Genomic DNA, 16,361 nt, shown 5'->3' with positions numbered 1-16,361 from the left:
ATCCGGCGTGGCGCACCACTACATCGACGAGTCGCTCGACTCCGGGGACTTCGTCGCCGGCGGCCGGTTGGAGCTCTCCGGCGCGGAGGCGCGCCACCTCGCGACCGTGAGCCGGATCCGCGCGGGCGAGAGCGTCCGCGTCGGCGACGGCCGAGGCCGGGTCGCCGTGGCCGTCGTCGAGAGCGCGGAGGCGTCGCGTGTCGTCCTCGCGGTCGAGTCGGTCGAGGAGGTGCCCGCGCCGAGCCCGCGCCTCGTGCTCGTGCAGGCGCTCGCGAAGGGCGACCGCGACGAGCTGGCGATCCAGGCGGCGACCGAGCTCGGCGTGGACGAGGTCGTGCCGTGGCAGGCCGCCCGCAGCGTCTCGCGCTGGTCGGGCGTCAAGGAGGAGAAGGGCCGCGAGCGCTGGCGCAGCATCGTCCGCGAGGCGAGCAAGCAGTCGCTCCGCGCCCGGGTGCCGGAGGTGTCGGCGGTCGTCGGCCTCCGCGCGCTCGTGGAGCGGGCCGCGACGGCGCGCGTGCTTGTGCTCGAGCCCTCGGCCGAGGAGCGGCTCACCGCGGTCGAGCCGGACGGGCGCGACCTCGTGCTCGTCGTCGGACCCGAGGGCGGCATCGCGGCGGAGGAGCTGCGCGCCCTCGCCGACGCGGGTGCCGAGGCCGTCGCGCTCGGCGACTCCGTCCTGCGCACCTCCACCGCCGGCCCGGCCGCGATCGCCGTGCTCTCGGCCCGTCTCGGCCGCTGGTGATCCCCGCCGATCCGCGCGCCCTGGGCGAACGCGCCCCCGTCGTCGCCCTCGCCCCGTTTAAGATGGATGCATGACCGAGCCCACTGTCTTCACGCGCATCGTCCGCGGCGAGATCCCCGCCGACGTGGTGTTCGAGAACGAGCGGATCCTCGCGATCCGGGACATCGCGCCGAAGGCGCCCGTCCACCTGCTGATCTTCCCGAAGACCCCCGAGTACGCGAACGTCGCCGAGCTCGCCGCGGGCGATCCGGAGCTCCTCGCCGAGATGGCCGTCGTCGCGCAGACCCTGGCCGACGCGCACAGCAACGGCCAGTTCCGCCTCGTCTTCAACTCCGGCGAAGAGGCCGGTCAGACCGTGTTCCACGTCCACGCCCACGTCCTGGGCGGCCACCTGACGGAAGGCTCCCTTGCCACCGGTTGATCACGCGGGCGATCGCTCCGCGGACCAGAACCCCACTCGAACCGGCTCGACGGAGCCGTCGGTCCCGCAGAGCGACGCGGACCGGACCACCGGCGGGACCCATCGCGTCATCGCCGTCGACGGAATCGCCATGGTGCGCCTCCTCGGACCCCAGGACCGCCTCATCCGGGCGGTCGAATCGCGATTCCCCGACGTACGGGTGCACGTGCGCGGCAACGAGGTGACCCTCGACGGCGAGGGCGCCCCCGTCGCCGCGGCGGCGCGCCTGGTGGAAGAACTGGTGCTCATGACGGCAGGCGGCCACGACCTCGACCCGGAGGGCGTGCGCGAGTCCGCGCGCATCCTCGAGAACGGCGGGCCGGTGCGTCCCGCGGACGCGTTCGGCCAGGCCATCCTCACGGCGCGCGGGAAGAGCATCCGCCCGAAGACCCTGGGGCAGCGCGAGTACGTCGACGCCGTCGATCAGAACACGATCGTCTTCGGCATCGGCCCGGCCGGCACCGGCAAGACCTACCTCGCGATGGCCAAGGCGGTGCAGTCCCTGCAGCGCAAGGAGGTCGAGCGGATCATCCTCACGCGCCCCGCGGTCGAGGCGGGGGAGCGGCTGGGCTACCTGCCCGGCTCGCTCACCGACAAGATCGACCCGTACCTGCGCCCGCTCTACGACGCGCTGAACGAGATGATGGACCCGGAGATCGTGCCGAAGCTGCTCGCGGCGGGCACCATCGAGGTCGCGCCGCTGGCCTACATGCGCGGCCGCACGCTGAACTCCTCGTTCGTCGTGCTCGACGAGGCGCAGAACACGACGCCGGAGCAGATGAAGATGTTCCTCACCCGCCTCGGCTTCGGCTCGAAGATGGTGATCACGGGCGACATCACCCAGGTCGACCTCCCCGCCGGATCGAGCGGTCTCCGCCTGGTGACCCGGGTGCTCGACGACATCGACGACATCCACTTCGCCCGGCTGACCAGCGAGGACGTGGTCCGCCACAGCCTCGTCGGCCGGATCGTCGACGCGTACACCGAGTACGACCAGCAGAAGCAGGCGCAGAGCTTCGAGCGCGAGCAGGCCCGCGAGTTCGCGGCCCGCGCCGAGCGCCGGGCGGCCACCCGCTCGACCGGCGACGCGCAGCCCAAGCGCCCGCGCGCCTGAGCGCCGTACCACCGCCTCCCGCCCCGCCGAGCCCCTCCCGATCGAAGGAAAACCGCACCCCGTGAGCATCGAGATCAACAACGAGTCGAGCATCCCTGTGGACGAGTCGACCCTGCTGCGCCTCGCGGGCTACGCGCTCGACTCGATGCACGTGCACCCCGACGCCGAGCTCGCGATCGTGCTGGTCGACGAGGGCGCGATGGAGCAGCTGCACGTGCAGTGGATGGACGAGCCCGGCCCCACCGACGTGCTGAGCTTCCCGATGGACGAGCTGCGCCCCGGCACCGAGGACGAGCCGACCCCGGCCGGCCTGCTCGGCGACATCGTGCTCTGCCCGCAGGTGGCGCAGAGCCAGGCCGAGGCCGCCGGCCACTCCGTGCTCGACGAGCTGCTGCTGCTCACGGCCCACGGGCTGCTGCACCTGCTCGGCTTCGACCACGCGGAGCCCGAGGAGGAGCGCGAGATGTTCGGCATCCAGCGCGACATCCTCGTCGGGTTCCACATCAGCGAGCGACGCCGCTAGGCCCGGCGTGCTCACCGTCCAGCTCCTCATCGCGGCCCTCGGCCTCGTCGCCCTCGGCGGTTGGCTCGCCGCCACCGACGCCGCCCTCGGCGTGCTCTCCCGCAGCGACGTCCTCGAGATGGCGAACCACTCGCGCAGCTCGCGCGCCCTGCGGGCCATCGCCGGCGACATGAGCGCGCACGTCAACGTCGTCAACTTCACCCGGATCGCGGCCGAGACCACCGCCGCGGTCTTCGTCACCACCGTGCTCGTCGTCGTGGTCGACGCCCTGTGGCTGGCGCTCCTGCTCGCGATCCTGATCATGGCGGCTGTCTCGTTCGTGCTCGTCGGCTCCAGCCCGCGCAGCGTCGGGCGCGCCCACGCCCGTGCCGTGCTCGGCTCCAGCGCCTCGCTCGTGCACGTGCTGCGGGTCGCGCTCGGCCCGGTCGCGCACGGCCTCGTCGCGCTGGGCAACCGGGTCACCCCGGGCACCGGCCGCTCGGCCGGCTTCTCCTCCGAGGAGCAGCTGCTGAGCATGGTCGACGAGGCGACCGAGCAGTCGGTCCTCGAGCAGGACGACCGCGAGCTCATCCACTCCATCTTCGAGTTCAACGACACGCTGGTGCGCGAGGTGATGGTGCCGCGGACCGACATGGTGACGATCGAGGCCGGCGCGTCGGTCGGCGCAGGCATGGGACTGCTGCTCAGCCGCGGCATCTCCCGGCTGCCCGTCATCGGCGACGGCGTCGACGACGTGCTCGGCGTGCTCTACCTCCGCGACGTGGCCCGGCACACCTACGAGCGCCCGGACGACGACGACTCGGCGGCCGACCTCGCCCGTCCCGCGCTGTTCGTGCCGGAGTCGAAGAAGGCCGACGAGCTGCTGCGCCAGATGCAGCTCGAGTCCAACCACCTCGCCATGGTGGTGGACGAGTACGGCGGCATCGCCGGGCTGGTCACGCTCGAGGACCTGATCGAGGAGCTCGTCGGCGACATCTCGGACGAGTACGACCGGGAGGTCGACCTCTTCGAGGAGACCGAGCCGGGCGTCTACCGCGTCTCGGCGCGGCTGCCCGTCGACGAGCTGGGCGAGCTGTTCGACCTCGAACTCGAGGACGACGACGTCGACTCGGTCGGCGGACTGCTCACCAAGGCCTACGGCCGCCTGCCAGAGCGGGGCGCGACCGCCCGGATCGACGGGGTGATCCTCGAGGCCGAGCAGGCGGATCCCCGTCGCGGCACCATCTCGACCGTCATCGTGCGGCGCGATCCCGACTACGATCCCTCAGGCGAGACCGGCACCGGACCGGTCGCGATCGTCGCCGAGACAGACCACCAGGACGAGGACGCACGATGACCGACCCCAGCACTCCCACGACCCCCTACCGGGCAGGCTTCGTGTCGTTCGTGGGCCGCCCGAACGTCGGCAAGTCCACGCTCACCAACGCGCTGGTCGGCGAGAAGATCGCCATCACCAGCTCGAAGCCGCAGACCACCCGCCGCGCCATCCGCGGCATCGTGCACCGGCTCGACGGCCAGCTCATCGTGGTGGACACCCCGGGTATCCACCGCCCGCGCACCCTGCTCGGCGAGCGGCTGAACTCCCTCGTCACCTCGACCCTCGGCGACGTCGACGTGATCGGAATGCTCTTCCCGGCCGACGAGCCGATCGGCCCCGGCGACCGGTTCATCAACGAGCAGCTCGAGGCCTTCCCGCGCGCCCGCAAGATCGCGATCGTCTCGAAGGTCGACCTCTCCTCGAAGAAGTCCGTCGCCAAGCAGCTGCTCGCCGTCTCCGAGCTGCGCGAGTGGGACACCATCGTGCCGATCTCGGCGGTCACCGAGGAGCAGCTCGACGTGCTCGCGGTCGAGCTGCTGCGCCTCATGCCGGTCTCGCCCGCGCTCTACCCCGAGGAGGCCGTGACCGACGAGGACACCGGCTCGCGCATCGCCGAGTTCATCCGCGAGGCAGCGCTCGAGGGCGTCTCCGACGAGCTGCCGCACTCGCTCGCCGTGACGCTCGACGACATGGTCGAGCGCGAGGACGGCTCCTTCATCGACATCTACGCGAACGTCTTCGTGGAGCGCGACAGCCAGAAGGGCATCATCATCGGCAAGGGCGGTCAGCGCCTGCGCGAGGTGGGCGCCGTGTCGCGCGAGCAGATCGAGCGGCTGCTCGGCCGGCGCGTGTTCCTCTCCATCCGGGTGAAGGTCGCCAAGGAGTGGCAGCGCGACCCGAAGCTGCTCGGCCGCCTCGGCTTCTGAGCGGTGAGTGCGGCGCCGGATCGGGAGGGGGACGGCAGTCACTCTCCCGGACGACGCCCCGCGGCGACGTCGCCGCGTAGCGTGGGGCTCATGCGTGCGCTCCTGGATCGTCCGGCGACGCTCCCGATCGCGGGAGCCCTGCTCGGGGTCCTCCACCTCGGACTGAGCGCGGCCGGCCTGATCGCGCCGGAGCACCTCAGCGGCGGTCTGCTGATCGCGCTCGGCCTCGGCCTCGCGGCCTTCCTGCCGGCCCTCGCGCCGTCCCTGGTCGCCGTCGGGGCGGTCACCGGCGGCGGGATCCCGCTCCTCGGCGTGCCGGTGGACGGTGTCCTCGTGGGCCTGCTCGTCCTGTGGTCCACGGCGCGCCGGCTCGGGCCCTGGACGCGGACGCTGACCCTCGTCGGCGCCCTCCTGCTCGCGGGCGTCGCCGGGCTGGTCGCCGCACTGAGCGGGACCGAGCAGCTGCTGCCGCAGGAGGCGAGCGCCGACCAGGTCCTGCTCTTCCGCGCCGTCGCCGCGCTGGTCGTCGCCGCCCTCCTCGCCGGCCTGGAGGTCCTCGTCTGGCGCGCCGGGGTGCGGCGGCCGGTCGGTCCCGGCGACAGGATCGATGCGCTCGTGGTGCGCGTCGCCGGTCCGCAGGACGGCTTCGCCGTCGGAGCGGCCGGCTGGCAGGCGCTCCTCCTGCTGCTGATCTCGACCGTGCCGTTCGCGGCGCCCGACGGCTCGCTCCAGCCGGTCGTCGGCGGAGTGCTGGCGGTCGCGCTGGTCCTGCACCGCCGGGCGCCGGCGCTCTCCCTCACGATCGCCTGGGGCGGGGCGCTCCTGCAGATGGGTCTGCAGCTGGCACCGGGACCGGCCGACCTCGCGATCCTCGCGGTGCTCTTCGGCACCGGTGCGTCCGAGCGGCGCCGGGTGCGCGCGGCAGGGGCCGTCTCCGCGGTGCTCGGCGCGATCGTGGCCGTCGTCTACCTGATCATCGTCTTCCGGCTCGTCCAGTCCATCCCCTCGCCGATCCTGACCGGGGGAGCGGTGTTCGGCGGGATCCTCGCCACGCTCGGCCTCTCCTGGACGGTCGGCCTGCTCTCCCGCTCGGTGCGGCGAGCGCGCGAGGGGCAGACCCTCCGTGCCGAGGCCGAGCGCGAGCGCGCGGCGGCGCAGCGCGAGCTGGACACGGTCGAGGAGCGCAACCGCATCGCCCGCGACATGCACGACGTCGTGGCGCACTCGCTCGCCGTCGTGATCGCGCAGGCGGACGGCGCCCGCTACCTCGGTGCGTCCAGCCCGGCGCAGACGGACGCCGCCCTGCTCACCATCTCCTCGGTCGCCCGCGACGCGCTCGGCGACGTCCGCGTCCTCCTCGCTCAGCTCCGGCACAGCCAGAGCGACGGACCGCAGCCGGAGGCGCGCGACCTGCCGGCGCTGCTCGAGAGCGTCTCCGGAGCCGGGACGCAGCTGCGGTCCGAGCTCGAGGTCGACCTCGAGACCGTGCCGCGCGGCATCGGCCTCGCGCTCTACCGCATCGTGCAGGAGGCGACGACGAACGCGCTCCGGCACGGCCGGCCCGGCGCCCCGCTCGACGTCGCGCTGCGCCGCGAGTCCGGCGAGATCGTCCTCACCGTCCGCAACGCGCGCTGCGCCGACGCCGAGGTTGCCGCTCGCGTGCCCGGGGAGGGGCACGGGCTCGTCGGGATGCGCGAGCGCGCCGCTCTCGTCGGTGGCGTCCTCCGCGCCGGCCCCGAGGGCGACGACTTCGTGGTCGACGCGCGCCTGCCCGCCCCTACTTCCACCGCCCTGCCCGTCGCCTCTGGAGGCCACCCCGCATGACCGACACCATCCGCCTCGTCCTCGTCGACGACCAGGCGCTCTTCCGCGCCGGCATCCGCATGCTGCTCAGCTCCCAGCCGGACCTCGAGGTGGTCGGCGAGGCGTCCGACGGCGCGGAGGGCGCGGAGCTCGTCGGCCGGCTGGCCCCGGACGTGGTGCTGATGGACATCCGGATGCCGGGGGTCGACGGCATCGAGTCGACGCGGCGGATCCTCGCCGACGCCGCGGAGAAGGGCGTGGAGCCGCCGCGCATCCTGGTGCTCACCACCTTCGACCTGGACGAGGCGGCCGCCCGCGCGATCCGCGCCGGGGCGAGCGGCTTCCTGCTCAAGGACACCGAGCCGGGCTTCCTGCTCGCCTCCGTCCGCACCGTGCACGCCGGCACCGCCGTCGTCGCCGCCTCCGCGACGCGCGAGCTCTTCGAGCACTTCGGCGCGCCGGGGAGCGGCCGCGAGACTCCCGCGGCGTTCGGCACGCTGACCGACCGGGAGCGCGAGATCTTCCACCTCGCCGCGCGCGGCCTCAGCAACACCGAGATCGCCCGGGCGGAGTTCCTCAGCGAGGCGACGGTCAAGACGCACATCAGCCGCACGCTCGGCAAGCTCGGGCTGCGCGACCGGGTGCAGCTCGTCGTCTACGCCTACGAGAACGGTCTCGTCGCCTGAGGACGACGTCCGCGCCGCAGTGGTGCCTCGTGGGTGCCGACCCGCGGGCGCAGTGCTACCGTGGTCGCGTGCGCATCGGTCTGCTCCTTCTTAGCCGCCGCGACGAGATCTGATTCTCAGGCCCTCCTCGTCGCGGAGTCCGTCGTCGGCTGAATCAGACCCATCGTCACCACAGACCACCCGCGTGGTTCGATCCGCATCCGGATCCCCGCGAGACGAGAGACAGGCGCGTCCGCGCGCCGGGAGAGCACCCTCATGAAGAACACCCAGAAGCCGTCGTCGCTGCCGATCGGCAAGTACAAGCCGTTCCACGAGCAGATCGTCGTCGAACTGCCCGACCGCACCTGGCCGGCCAAGCGCATCACCACGGCGCCGCGCTGGTGCGCCGTCGACCTCCGCGACGGCAACCAGGCGCTCATCGATCCGATGAGCCCCGAGCGCAAGCGGATCATGTTCGACCTGCTGGTCCGGATGGGCTACAAGGAGATCGAGGTCGGCTTCCCGAGCGCCAGCCAGACCGACTTCGACTTCGTCCGCAGCCTCATCGAGGAGGACGCGATCCCGGAGGACGTCACCATCCAGGTGCTGACCCAGGCGCGCGACCACCTGATCGAGCGCACCTACGAGTCGATCCGCGGCGCCCGCCAGGCGATCGTCCACCTGTACAACTCGACCAGCGTGCTGCAGCGCGAGGTCGTCTTCCGCAAGGACCGCCAGGGCATCATCGACATCGCCCTCGCCGGCGCGCGCAAGTGCCGCGAGATGGAGGCGACGGTGCCCGGCACCGCCGTCTACTACGAGTACTCGCCCGAGAGCTACACGGGCACCGAGCTCGACTTCGCCCGCGAGATCTGCGACCGCGTGGTCGAGGTCTTCGAGCCGACCCCGGAGCGCAAGGTCATCCTCAACCTGCCCGCCACGGTCGAGATGGCAACGCCCAACGTCTACGCCGACTCGATCGAGTGGATGTGCCGGAACCTCGCCCAGCGCGAGAACATCATCGTCTCGCTGCACCCGCACAACGACCGCGGCACCGCGGTCGCGGCGGCCGAGCTGGGCTACCTGGCCGGCGCCGACCGCATCGAGGGCTGCCTCTTCGGCAACGGCGAGCGGACCGGCAACGTCGACCTGGTCGCGCTGGGCGTCAACCTGTTCACCCAGGGCATCGACCCGCAGATCGACTTCAGTGACATGGACGGCATCAAGCGCACGGCCGAGTACTGCAACCAGCTGGCCGTGCCCGAGCGCAGCCCGTGGGCCGGCGACCTGGTCTTCACCGCGTTCAGCGGCTCGCACCAGGACGCCATCAAGAAGGGCTTCGAGGCGATGGAGGCCGAGGCGGAGCGCACCGGCGTCAGCCGCGACGAGCTGACCTGGGCGGTGCCCTACCTGCCGGTGGACCCGAAGGACCTCGGCCGCTCCTACGAGGCGGTCATCCGCGTCAACTCGCAGTCCGGCAAGGGCGGCGTCGCGTACCTGCTGAAGACCGACCACGCGCTGGACCTGCCGCGCCGCCTGCAGATCGAGTTCTCCGCGGTCGTGCAGGCCAAGACCGACGCCGAGGGCGGCGAGGTCACCAGCGAGCAGATCTGGACGATCTTCCAGGACGAGTACCTGCCCGCGCCCGCGCACCGCGCTGAGGACAAGTGGGGCCGCTTCGAGCTGGCCCGCACGAGCACCTCGAGCGACCTGGGCGGCTCGATCGCCCTCGACGCCGTGCTGCGCGTCGGCGACGAGACGGTCACCGCGAGCGCGACCGGCAACGGCCCGATCAACGCCTTCGAGGCGGTGCTGGCGCAGCACGGCGTCGAGGTCCGCGTCTTCGACTACGTCGAGCACGCTCTCAGCGCCGGCGGCGACGCGCTGGCCGCCTCCTACGTCGAGTGCTCGGTGAACGGCCGCACCCTCTGGGGCGTGGGCGTCGACGCCGACATCTCGACCGCCTCCCTGAAGGCGATCGTCTCGGCCGTCAACCGCGCCCTCCGCGAGGAGGCCCCGGACCGAGAGCTGGCGACGGCCTCGGCCTGAGCCTCGCGCGGCCCGAGCAGCCCGCGGAGCGGGCGGGCCATGCTGGTCGAGTAGCCCGCGGAGCGGGCGGGCCATGCTGGTCGAGTAGCCCGCGGAGCGGGCGTATCGAGACCCCCGTCCATGCGGTGGTGGGTCTCGATACGCCGCGTGCCGCGGCTACTCGACCAGCATGTTGCGGAGCCGTGCCGTCAGGCGCGGCCCTGCAGGATGAGGTTCCAGTAGACCCAGGGGAGCAGGTAGCGGTCGGCGAGGAAGGTGATGCGGCGCTCCCTCGCAAGGCCCTTCCAGAAGGGGATGGTCGGCTTCGGGCGGTAGCGGTCGTCGAACTCGGCGAAGACGACGGTCGAGCGCGAGACGACGAACGGGCAGACCGAGTAGCCGTTGTAGACCTGGGGGAGCGGCTTCCCCTGGCGCGCGGCGACGAGGTTCTTCGCCAGGGTCTTCGTCTGCTGCCGGAGCGCGCCACCCGACTTCGAGTTCGTGGTCGCCGCCGCGTCGCCGAGCGCCCAGACCTCGGGATGGCGGGGGTGGCGCAGCGTCAGCGGGTCGACCTCGACGAAGCCGCCCGTGCTCCCCTCCGCCACGAGCCCGGTGCCCGCGAGCCAGTCCGGAGCGGACTGCGGCGGGACCGCGTGCAGCACGTCGTAGGAGAGCGTCTCCCGCTGCTCGGTGCCGACGTGCCCGGCGTCGTGGTCGACACCCAGCTGCGCGCGGCGGCCGTCGTCGCCCGCGATGACGACCGTCCGCTTCTCGGCGTCCACCTCGACCAGCTCGCGGCTGAAGCGCACGTCGATCCCGTACTCCGCCACCTTGCGCTCGAGCTCCGCGTCGATCAGCGGCATGCCGAACATCGTGGGTGTCGGCACGACCAGCACGACGTGGACGTCCGCGAGCACGCCGGTCTCGCGCCAGTAGTCGCAGGCGAGGTACATCGGCTTCTGCGAGGCTCCCGAGCAGGTGGCGGGTCCGCTGGGCTGGGTGAAGACGACGGTGCCGGAGCGGACTCCGCGGAGCACGCTCGACGCCTTTCGCGCGTACTCGAACTCGTAGTTCGAGACGCCGACCGGGGACGCCATCGCCTCCGTCAGCCCGGGCACCGCGGACCAGTCCTTCTGGATGCCGGGGCAGACGACGAGGTCGCCGTAGCCGACCCGCCGACCGGAGGCGAGGGTGACCGTCTTCGCGACGGGATCGATCGCCTCCACCCGATCGCGGATCCAGGTGACTCCCTTCGGCGTCACCGAGCCCTGCGGCCGGGTCGCCTTCGAGGCGGGAGCGGTGCCGCCGGCGACGTGGGAGAACATCGGCTGGTAGAGGTGCGTCTCGCGCGGCTCGATCACCGCGACGTCCGCCACCCCGTAGCGGCGGAGGCGCCCCGCGACCGAGAGCCCCGCGTTCCCCCCGCCGATGATCAGCACGTCGTGTCGGTCGGTCGTGGTGCCCGCAGCGGTCATGCCGCCACCCTAGGTCGGACCTCCGACACGGGCGCGGGCTTCCGCGAGCCGTCCCGACGTGCATCCCCGCCGTCAGCCGCGCTTCCGCCAGCCCAGACGCGGCACCCGGCTCAGCGCCCGCTGCTCCGGCAGGCTCCAGCCGTAGCGCACCGCCAGCAGCCGGATGACGGCCGTGACCAGCACCGCGATGGGCGCCGCGTAGTCGATCACCATCCCGAACCGCAGCGCGACCACCAGCACCACCGTGCCGCCGGTCGCGGCGATCGCGTAGAGCGAGCCGACGTGCATCAGCGCGATCGGGCGGTTGAGCAGGATGTCGCGGATGACCGAGCCGCCGACGGCCGAGACGGTGCCGACGAACACGGCGGGCACCTCCGGCGCGCCGAGCGAGAGCGCCTTCGTCGTGCCGATGGCGCCGAAGAGCCCGATCGTCAGGGCGTCGAGCGCCGTGATCGTGCCGTCGACCCGGTTGAGCACGTGCTGCAGCAGCATGCCGAAGAGCGAGGCCGTCACCGCGACGAGCAGGTAGGCGTTGGTGTGCAGCGCCACGAGCGGGGTCTGCAGCAGCAGGTCGCGCAGCACACCGCCGCCGAGGCCGGTCGCCGTGCCGATGATCGTGACGCCGAGCAGGTCGATCCGGCGGTCGCGGAACTCGCCGGCGAACATCGCGCCCTGCAAGCAGCCGATCGCGATGGCGAGGAGGTCGGCCCAGGCGGGGATCTCGAAGAGGGAGGCGGCCACCGAGCCATCGTTCCACGGGCGGGAGGGGGCGGGTGCCGGTCCACCGCGGGGTTGTCAGGGGTGGGGAGGATAATCGAGCGCATGCCCACCTACCGTGACGAAGCCGTCGTGCTGCGCACCCACAAGCTGGGCGAGGCCGACCGCATCGTGACGCTGCTCTCGCGCAGCCACGGCAAGATCCGCGCGGTCGCCAAGGGCGTGCGCAAGACCGGCTCCAAGTTCGGCTCGAGGCTCGAGCCGTTCATGGTCGCCGACCTGCAGCTCTACGAGGGCCGGAGCCTCGACATCGTCACGCAGGCCGAGTCGCTCGGCGCGTACGGCGCGATCATCGCGGCCGACTACGACAGCTACACCGCGGCGAGCGCCATGGTCGAGACGGCCGACCGCCTCACCGACGCCGACGCCTCGCTGCAGCAGTACCTCCTGCTCGTCGGCGCCCTGCGCTCGCTCTCGAAGCACGAGCACGAGCCGGTGCTCACGCTCGACTCCTACCTGCTGCGCGCGCTCTCGATCGCCGGCTGGGCGCCGAGCTTCGAGGACTGCGCCCGCTGCGGCGCCCCCGGCCCGCACGGCGCGGTGGTCGTCCAGCTCGGCGGGGTCGTCTGCGAGGACTGCACGCCCCCCGGCGCCCCGCGCGTCGCCCCGGAGGTGGTCGTCCTCCTCGGCGCCCTGCTCACGGGAGACTGGGAGCACGCCGAGACGACGGAGCCCTCGACCCGCTCCCGAGCGAGCGGCGTGGTCGCCGCCTACACCCAGTGGCACCTCGAGCGCGGACTGAGATCTCTGGAGCACGTCACCCGATGAAGCCGTTCACCCACAGGGACGCCGTCCCGTTCCGCCCCCTCGACTGGACCGGCGTGCACCCGCCGGAGCTGCCGCGCAAGGCGGTGCCCGAGCACGTCGCGATCGTGATGGACGGCAACGGCCGCTGGGCCAACTCCCGCGGGCTGACCCGGGTGGAGGGGCACAAGCGCGGCGAGGCGTCGCTGCTCGACGTGGTCGCGGGAGCGATCCAGATCGGCGTCAAGCACCTCAGCGTCTACGCTTTCTCGACCGAGAACTGGAAGCGCTCGCCCGACGAGGTGCGCTTCCTGATGGGCTTCAACCGCGACGTGCTGCACCGCCGCCGCGACCAGCTCAACGAGTGGGGCGTCCGCGTGCGCTGGGCCGGCCGGAAGCCGCGGCTCTGGGCGTCGGTCATCAACGAGCTGCAGTACGCCGAGAAGCTGACCGAGGGCAACGACGTCCTCACGCTCACCATGTGCGTCAACTACGGCGGCCGCACCGAGATCGCCGACGCGGTGCAGCGGATCGCCGCCGAGGTCGCCGCGGGCAGGCTGAAGCCGTCCGGCATCACCGAGAAGACGATCGGCAAGGCGCTCTACCTGCCCGACATGCCGGACGTCGACCTCTTCGTGCGCTCCTCCGGCGAGCAGCGCACCAGCAACTTCCTGCTCTGGCAGAGCGCCTACGCCGAGATGGTCTTCCTCGACCGGCTCTGGCCCGACTTCACCCGCGAGGACCTCTGGGGCGCGATCGAGCACTACGCCGGCCGCACCCGCCGCTTCGGCGGCGCCGTGGACGTGCCGGGGGCATCGGGCTGATCCGCGAGGGCCGGTCCGTCGGCGGTCCGCGGCTCAGCCGGTCCCGCGCTCAGCGATCCGTCTCGCAGCGGGTCGGGTCGGCGGGGAGAGTCCCCGAGACGAGGTAGGCGTTGGCGATGTCGGTCGCGCACGTCGAGTCCCGGTAGGCAGCGCCGTGGCCGTCCGCCTCCACCTCGACGAGCGTGCTGTTCGTCAGCTCGGTGTCGTGCAGGCGACGGGCATCGGCGAACGGCGTCGCGGGGTCGTGCAGGTTCGAGACGACGAGGATCCGGTTCCCGCTCGTGTAGGAGAGGGCCGGATCCAGCCGCTCGTACTCGCCCCACCGGTCGCAGTCCCGCACGGAGTCGTCGCCCTCCTCGAGGATCCCGAGCGGGCCCGTGCTCGCCGGCCGCCCGCCTTCGGCCGCTTGCGCGGCATCCGCTCCGGCAGCCGGCGGGACGGCGCAGTAGACGGCGTACTCGAGTGCCCGATCGACAGTGGAGTCGTCGGTGCTCGCGACGATCGCCAGCGCCTCCCCGTCGCCGGCCACCGCTCCGTCGAGGACGGCGACGGTCTCGCTCCAGGAGGATCGGGGCTCGTACAGACTGGTCAGCAGGTAGGACGCGACCTCGCGGCCGCCGACCTCGGTGTGCTCGCCGTCCGGGCCGATCGCCGTCCGCGGCTCCGCCGAGAGCGACTGCAGGAGTGCCGTCAGCTGCTCGGCCGCCTCCTCCCGGTCGCCGGTGACGGGGCGGGCTCCCAGCGCACCCGACGTGCAGGCGTCGAGCAGCCGCCCCAGACTCTCCTCGAACCCTTCGAGGTCGCTCGTCCGCTGCAGGGACGCGGAGTCCGCGACGCTGTCCAGGAGCATCCGGCCGACCGTGTCGGGGAACAGCGTCGCGTAGACGCTGCCGATGTAGGTGCCGTACGAGGCGCCGTAGTAGTCGAGCTGCGGCTGTTGCAGTGCCTGCCGCAGCAGCTCGTGGTCCATCGCCACGTCCGTGGTCGAGGCGTGGACGGCGAACCGGCTGGTGGTCGCGCATGCCTCCACCGCCCCCTCTCCGTCCGCCGCCAGTGCCTCGGCGTCGCAGGCGAGATCCGTCTCGGGAGTGAGCCCTCGCGGCTCGATGCCGATCACGTCGTACTTCTCGAGGACGGGAGCGGCCTCCGGCACGGTCGCCAGGCCGAGGGCCATGTCCCTCGCGGGCGCTCCCGGGCCGCCGGGGTTCACCATCAGCACCTCGTCGTGCGGTCCGCCGACCGAGACTCTGATGAGCTCGAGGTCCACCGGATCGGAGGTGTCGGGCCGGCTCCAGTCGATCGGCGCGGCGATCGTGCCGCACTGCGCCGTCACGCCCTCCAGCTCGGGGAACACCTCGGACGGGCAGTCGGACCAGGCCGGCCCCGCGTGGCGGGAGAGCCAGGAGCTCACCTGCGCCGCGGGCCCGGTCGTCGCGTCGACGACCGTCGCGGGGGCGTCGGCGGCGCAACCGGACAGCGTCAGCGCCAGGAGGCAGACCAGGCCGACCATCGGGTTCTTCTTCATCGTGTCCATCTCTCGTGAATCGCTCGTCACCGCTCACGTCGCCGCGACGCGGTCGTCGTCTCGGTGCTCCGCACGGCGTCGAGCCGTCTCGCGATCGGCGACGGATCCGGACGTCTCCGCGGCCTCGACGAGGCGGCGTCGCGTGCGAATGGTCAGCGTAGGGAGCGCGATCCGCGGAGATCGGGCTGGCGCGCAGTGGGCGCTGTTCGGAGGTGATCGAGGCGCGGCGGGCCTAGTGTTCTCCGCCCGCCCGCCGGCGGGAGATCTTGGCCGGTGCCGCGGTATCGGCGGAACGGGGGAGGGGCCGGCCCGACACCACCGCTGGCTACCATCGGAGCATGACGATCGAGACCAGCTCCCTCCGCGTCGGGCTCGTCGGCTACGGGCTCGCGGGCCGCGTCTTCCACGCGCCGTTCCTGGAGGCGGACCCGCGTTTCCAGCTCGTCGCGATCTCGACGAGCGACCCCGAGCGCGCGGCGGCCGCGGAGGCCGCGCATCCCGGCGCACGGATCGTCGCCGGCCTCGACGCGGTGCTCGCCGAGCGACCCGACCTGGTGGTGCTCGCGACGCCGCCCTCCGTGCACCGCGAGCAGGCCGAGCAGGTGCTCGCCGCCGGCGTCGCGGTCGTGATCGACAAGCCGTTCGCGCCGAGCACGGCCGACGTCGACGCGATCCTCGCCGCGTCGCAGGCGGGCGGCGCGCCCGTGTTCGTCTTCCAGAACCGCCGCTGGGACGCCGACTTCCTCACGCTGAGCCGGCTGCTGGCGGAGGGCGCGCTCGGCGACGTGATCCGCTTCGAGTCGACGTTCGAGCGCTGGAGCGCTCCGAAGACCGGGCGCTGGCAGACGGCGATCGGACCGGCGCAGGGCGGCGGCATCCTCTTCGACCTCGGCAGCCACCTCGTCGACCAGGCCCTGGTGCTCTTCGGCCCGGCCGTCGTCACCGCGGCGGAGACCCGCGTCGTGCACGCGGGCGGCGCGAGCGAGGACGACGCCTTCGTCTCGCTGCTCCACGAATCCGGCGTGCGCTCGCACCTCACGATGAGCCGGGTCGCCCGCGCCTCCGCCCCGCGCTTCCGGGTGCTCGGGACGCGGGCCGCGTTCTCGGTCGACGGCCTCGACCCGCAGGAGGGCGCGCTGCGCGGCGGCGACGCCACTCCGCTGGACGAGGACTTCGGCGTCGTCCCGCCGGGCGCGGAGGGGATGCTGGCCGACGAGCGCGGCACGACGGCCGTGCCGAGCGAGCGCGGGAACTACGCCGCCTTCCTCGCGGGAGTCGCCCGCGCCCTGCTCGACGGCGCTCCGTCACCCGTCGACGTGCAGGACGCTCGAGCAGTGGTCGCGCTGATCGAGCAGGCCCACGCCCTCGCCGCGCGGTGACGCCCTCGCCGCGCGGTGACGCCCTCGCCGCGCGGTGACGCACGACGCGCCCGGTACT

15 protein-coding genes are annotated in these 16,361 nt (G+C 72.6%); 12 read left to right on the top strand and 3 right to left on the bottom strand.

The window, feature by feature from the left end:
• Window positions 1-7: 7 nt before the first annotated feature.
• The 9 genes from MT353_RS00420 (at window position 8) to leuA (ending at window position 9,600) form a co-directional block, all read left to right on the top strand.
• Window positions 8-742: a 16S rRNA (uracil(1498)-N(3))-methyltransferase gene (locus tag MT353_RS00420; protein ID WP_243623304.1), complete on the top strand. Its 735-nt coding sequence runs from the start codon at window positions 8-10 to the stop codon at window positions 740-742.
• A gap of 70 nt (window positions 743-812) precedes the next feature.
• Entirely contained in the window at window positions 813-1,163 is a 351-nt protein-coding gene (locus tag MT353_RS00415; protein WP_123735452.1) for a histidine triad nucleotide-binding protein, read from the top strand.
• A gap of 130 nt (window positions 1,164-1,293) precedes the next feature.
• Window positions 1,294-2,316 carry a PhoH family protein gene (locus tag MT353_RS00410; RefSeq protein WP_123445998.1) on the top strand — a complete coding sequence of 341 codons (1,023 nt, stop codon included), beginning with the start codon at window positions 1,294-1,296 and terminating at the stop codon, window positions 2,314-2,316.
• A 61-nt stretch (window positions 2,317-2,377) separates the two neighbouring features.
• Window positions 2,378-2,839, top strand: coding sequence for an rRNA maturation RNase YbeY (ybeY, locus tag MT353_RS00405; protein WP_243623303.1), 462 nt, complete (start codon window positions 2,378-2,380; stop codon window positions 2,837-2,839).
• Window positions 2,840-2,846: 7 nt separating this feature from the next.
• Window positions 2,847-4,175, top strand: coding sequence for a hemolysin family protein (locus tag MT353_RS00400; RefSeq protein WP_123445623.1), 1,329 nt, complete (start codon window positions 2,847-2,849; stop codon window positions 4,173-4,175).
• Window positions 4,172-5,083, top strand: a complete 912-nt coding sequence (era, locus tag MT353_RS00395; RefSeq protein ID WP_243623302.1) for a GTPase Era — start codon at window positions 4,172-4,174, stop codon at window positions 5,081-5,083. The genes MT353_RS00400 and era overlap by 4 nt, the downstream gene beginning before the upstream one ends.
• A gap of 90 nt (window positions 5,084-5,173) precedes the next feature.
• A complete protein-coding gene (locus MT353_RS00390; protein WP_243623301.1) occupies window positions 5,174-6,907 on the top strand; it encodes a sensor histidine kinase in 1,734 nt (577 codons plus the stop codon).
• Entirely contained in the window at window positions 6,904-7,572 is a 669-nt protein-coding gene (locus MT353_RS00385) for a response regulator transcription factor (RefSeq protein WP_123445626.1), read from the top strand. The genes MT353_RS00390 and MT353_RS00385 overlap by 4 nt, the downstream gene beginning before the upstream one ends.
• A gap of 255 nt (window positions 7,573-7,827) precedes the next feature.
• Window positions 7,828-9,600, top strand: coding sequence for a 2-isopropylmalate synthase (leuA, locus tag MT353_RS00380; RefSeq protein WP_132438321.1), 1,773 nt, complete (start codon window positions 7,828-7,830; stop codon window positions 9,598-9,600).
• Between the two features lie 188 nt (window positions 9,601-9,788).
• On the opposite strand, the gene MT353_RS00375 is transcribed toward leuA, so the two are convergent.
• The gene (locus MT353_RS00375; protein WP_243623300.1) at window positions 9,789-11,054 is read right to left on the bottom strand and encodes an NAD(P)/FAD-dependent oxidoreductase; all 1,266 of its coding nucleotides are present in this window, start codon (window positions 11,052-11,054) and stop codon (window positions 9,789-9,791) included.
• Window positions 11,055-11,126: 72 nt separating this feature from the next.
• Window positions 11,127-11,795, bottom strand: a complete 669-nt coding sequence (locus MT353_RS00370) for a trimeric intracellular cation channel family protein (protein ID WP_243623299.1) — start codon at window positions 11,793-11,795, stop codon at window positions 11,127-11,129.
• An 81-nt stretch (window positions 11,796-11,876) separates the two neighbouring features.
• Between MT353_RS00370 and recO the strand changes: the two genes are divergently transcribed.
• Entirely contained in the window at window positions 11,877-12,599 is a 723-nt protein-coding gene (recO, locus tag MT353_RS00365) for a DNA repair protein RecO (RefSeq protein ID WP_123445629.1), read from the top strand.
• Window positions 12,596-13,399: an isoprenyl transferase gene (locus tag MT353_RS00360; protein WP_243623298.1), complete on the top strand. Its 804-nt coding sequence runs from the start codon at window positions 12,596-12,598 to the stop codon at window positions 13,397-13,399. The genes recO and MT353_RS00360 overlap by 4 nt, the downstream gene beginning before the upstream one ends.
• 49 nt (window positions 13,400-13,448) lie before the next feature.
• Here the strand turns inward: MT353_RS00360 and MT353_RS00355 are convergent, their stop codons facing one another.
• Window positions 13,449-14,924, bottom strand: a complete 1,476-nt coding sequence (locus MT353_RS00355) for an alpha/beta fold hydrolase (protein ID WP_243623297.1) — start codon at window positions 14,922-14,924, stop codon at window positions 13,449-13,451.
• 338 nt (window positions 14,925-15,262) lie between these two features.
• Here MT353_RS00355 and MT353_RS00350 point away from each other — a divergent pair, with 338 nt between their 5' ends.
• Window positions 15,263-16,303 carry a Gfo/Idh/MocA family oxidoreductase gene (locus tag MT353_RS00350; RefSeq protein ID WP_243623296.1) on the top strand — a complete coding sequence of 347 codons (1,041 nt, stop codon included), beginning with the start codon at window positions 15,263-15,265 and terminating at the stop codon, window positions 16,301-16,303.
• Window positions 16,304-16,361 lie beyond the last annotated feature (58 nt).

It is taken from the genome of Rathayibacter sp. VKM Ac-2927 (assembly GCF_022815525.1).
GTDB lineage: Bacteria > Actinomycetota > Actinomycetes > Actinomycetales > Microbacteriaceae > Rathayibacter > Rathayibacter festucae.
The sequence above is the reverse complement of the archived record's forward strand: the minus strand, read 5'-3'. Positions and strand labels throughout refer to the sequence as shown.

Bases quoted from the DNA above. Each gene is read 5' to 3' on its own strand.
- era (WP_243623302.1), top strand. From the start codon at position 4,172: ATGACCGACCCCAGCACTCCCACGACCCCCTACCGGGCAGGCTTCGTG.
- MT353_RS00415 (WP_123735452.1), top strand. From the start codon at position 813: ATGACCGAGCCCACTGTCTTCACGCGCATCGTCCGCGGCGAGATCCCC.
- MT353_RS00360 (WP_243623298.1), top strand. From the start codon at position 12,596: ATGAAGCCGTTCACCCACAGGGACGCCGTCCCGTTCCGCCCCCTCGAC.
- recO (WP_123445629.1), top strand. From the start codon at position 11,877: ATGCCCACCTACCGTGACGAAGCCGTCGTGCTGCGCACCCACAAGCTG.
- MT353_RS00375 (WP_243623300.1), bottom strand. From the start codon at position 11,054: ATGACCGCTGCGGGCACCACGACCGACCGACACGACGTGCTGATCATC.
- MT353_RS00350 (WP_243623296.1), top strand. From the start codon at position 15,263: ATGACGATCGAGACCAGCTCCCTCCGCGTCGGGCTCGTCGGCTACGGG.
- MT353_RS00410 (WP_123445998.1), top strand. From the start codon at position 1,294: ATGGTGCGCCTCCTCGGACCCCAGGACCGCCTCATCCGGGCGGTCGAA.
- leuA (WP_132438321.1), top strand. From the start codon at position 7,828: ATGAAGAACACCCAGAAGCCGTCGTCGCTGCCGATCGGCAAGTACAAG.
- MT353_RS00390 (WP_243623301.1), top strand. From the start codon at position 5,174: ATGCGTGCGCTCCTGGATCGTCCGGCGACGCTCCCGATCGCGGGAGCC.
- MT353_RS00385 (WP_123445626.1), top strand. From the start codon at position 6,904: ATGACCGACACCATCCGCCTCGTCCTCGTCGACGACCAGGCGCTCTTC.
- MT353_RS00355 (WP_243623297.1), bottom strand. From the start codon at position 14,924: ATGAAGAAGAACCCGATGGTCGGCCTGGTCTGCCTCCTGGCGCTGACG.